The following is a 2,911-nucleotide window of genomic DNA, read 5'->3' on the forward strand; positions in this document are numbered from 1 at the left end:
ATCTTGAATACCTGGGGTGCCAGCAGTACAAAAAATACAACCAGCGTTATTACCCATGTAATGTATCCGGAAAAAATCTCAGTTGACTCCATGGTCAATCTCCTTTTTTGGGGTGTATGGTTTTACGGTAACGGTCAGTCCATCAAACCGGACGATCTCGCACCATTCGTTAGATTTAATTTCTTCTCCTCTTGTAACTGCATTCCAGTATTCACCGGAGATCAGAACACGTCCGCCATTCTCCGTTACTTTGTCAATGACTTTGGCCCTTTTGCCGATCAGGGATTCAAGTCCCGTTCGGTGGCCGGTAAACTGCGCTTTGATACCGGACGTTGCGATCCATCCAAAGAATATCACCATAAGAATGGTTGCAGGAATCAGCCAATACCAGTCCAATTGCATTTCCTGAGGGAAATCCTGGAAAAGCATCAAAGCTCCTAAAAAGAATGAGACGGCGCCTCCGGTCATAAGAATTCCAAATGTTGGGGTGAATACTTCGGTTACAAAAAGTACAATAGCCAGCCCAATTAAAATAAAGCCGGCAACATTTATTGGCATAGCTGCTGAGCCATAAAGTAATAATATCAATGCAATAACGCCTGCCACTCCGGGAACGATGGCTCCGGGATTTGTGACTTCACCTACAATACCATAGATAGCTACCATGGTCAATATCAACATAATTTCGGGACGCATGATGAAGCTGAAGAATTTTTCCGCAAAACTCTCTTCCAGCTGCTTGATGGTAGCCTGTGCAGTTACAAGTGTTTTTCCCTCTACTTCCATACCGTCAATTTCCACCAGAAGCTGATTTAAGTCTGAAGCAATGAGATCAATGACGTTTAGTTCCAGTGCTTCTGTTTCGGTGATTGCTTCTCCATCTCTTACTGCAGATTTAGCCCATTCGGCATTGCGATCTCTTTCTTTAGCAATATTTTCAATGAAGCTTTCAGAGTAATTGAAGATCTTTTTCTGCATCACCGTGTCTTGCTGTCCACCGCCCATAGAAACGGGTGAGGCTGCCCCTATGGTCGTAGTAGGAGCCATGGCTGCAATATGAGCCGCCAGCGTAATGAAGGTTCCGGCGCTTCCGGCATTGCCACCTGCAGGAGTTACATATACTACAATTGGCATTTCGGATGCCAGCATCTCCTGTACTATATCTTGTGTTGAGGTAAGCAACCCACCAGGTGTATCAAGTTCAATGATCAGTGCCTGAGAGTTATTTGAAATTGCATTTTCAAGCCCACGGGAAATATAATTTGTCGTGGTTGGCCCAATGGCACCTTTTATAGTGATGACCGTGACGTTTGTTTCACGGGTAGAATCGGGCTGAACAGTTTCTGCAGCTAATGGAATTGCAGTGAAAGCTATCCAAGTTAATATCAAGGCTATTTTTTTTATCCACTTCATGCTAACTCAATGATTGCCTGTTTTGAAAGGTTCCATCATGGTAAGCAATGGATGTGAATTTTTAAAGAAAAACGAGAGATTTATCTTAAATGCTATTCGTTTCGGATGGCTTCCACAGGATTGATCATTGAGGCTTTGACAGAATGATAGCTTATCGTTGCAAGCGCGATAATAATAACAATAGCCGCAGTACCAATAAAAACTACTGAAATATTGGCTGCCAGGTCGACTCGGTAGGGGAAGCTTTCCAGCCAACGAGATGCTGCATAATAGGTGATTGGCCAGGCAATGAGGTTAGCCAAAGCCACAAGAAGTAAAAACTCTTTGGATAAAAGGCTTAGGATATTACCAGCAGATGCTCCGAGGCTTTTACGGATCCCGATCTCCTTTTTCTTAAGTTGAGCGGAATAGGATGCTAATCCCAATAGACCAAGACATGCAATAATAATACAGAGAATTGAAAAAGCTGTAGCAAGGGAACTCATGGTTTGTTCGGCTTCATAGATCTCATCCAGCCTTTCATCCAGAAATCGATATTCAAATGGATCAATGGGGTTGAGTTCTTTCCATATGCCTTCAAGATGCTCAATAGCAGGGGTAGGGCTTCCCGGGGCAATTTCTACAGCTGTATGTTCAACTGATCGGAGTATAGACTGAGTGCCTTCCACCAATTTAATGACCAAAGGTTCTATTTTCTTTTTAAGAGAAGTATAGTTGAAATCTTCGATCACGCCGATAACAGTGTAAGATTGCCGATCACCCTCTGGCGGGTAATAATAAAAGATCTCTCCCAAAGCTTCTTCTGGAGTTTCAGCTTCCAGTTTAGTAAGCATTTCTCTGTTGATGAGTACACTTTGATCAAAATCAGAAGTAAAATTCCTTGAGAAATCACGCCCTGACAAAACCTGAAGATCAAATGTTTCCACAAAGTCATGAGTTACATGAAGTACAAGATTCGTAGCATCTTCACTTTCTCCTGTGTTAGCAGGTACATATCTATAATATTCCTGTGATTCAGAACCCGGGATTTTCCCTAACCCAACTATGGATTGAACTTGAGAATGAGTCAGGGCTTGTTCTTTAAAACTATCAAATTCCCACGATATCAAATTCTGGTTGGTAGGCAACAGCAGCACATTGTTCTTGTCGAAACCAAGATCTTTTTCCTGTATAAAACTGAGCTGCATGAAAATGACGGCTGTGCCGATCAGAAGTACGACAGATAGAGCAAACTGAAAAGTTACCAGGGCTTTTCTGAAAAAGGCACCATTAGTGCCGGTTGAAATTTTTCCTTTTAATACTTCCGAAGGTTTGAATGAGGCTAAGAATATAGCCGGGTAGGAGCCTGAGAAAAAGGCTACTAATACTGTCAATAATAAGAGGGAGGGCAGAGTATAAACATTTTGCAAAAGATTGAAAGTAAGCTCCCTTCCGGTTAGTTCATTAAAAAAAGGAAGCGCCAGAAAGACCAGGATACATCCAATGATTATGGCTATAA

2 protein-coding genes are annotated in these 2,911 nt (G+C 42.3%); both read right to left on the minus strand.

From position 1 onward, the window contains the following. Positions 1-78 precede the first annotated feature (78 nt). Positions 79-1,413: an NfeD family protein gene (locus VFM80_RS11060; protein ID WP_395071891.1), complete on the minus strand. Its 1,335-nt coding sequence runs from the start codon at positions 1,411-1,413 to the stop codon at positions 79-81. A 92-nt stretch (positions 1,414-1,505) separates the two neighbouring features. Beyond that, a partial coding sequence (locus VFM80_RS11065) for an ABC transporter permease (protein WP_395071892.1) occupies positions 1,506-2,911 on the minus strand: 1,406 nt, incomplete at its 5' end.

Source organism: Gracilimonas sp. (genome assembly GCF_035704785.1).
In the GTDB taxonomy this organism is placed as follows: domain Bacteria; phylum Bacteroidota; class Rhodothermia; order Balneolales; family Balneolaceae; genus Gracilimonas.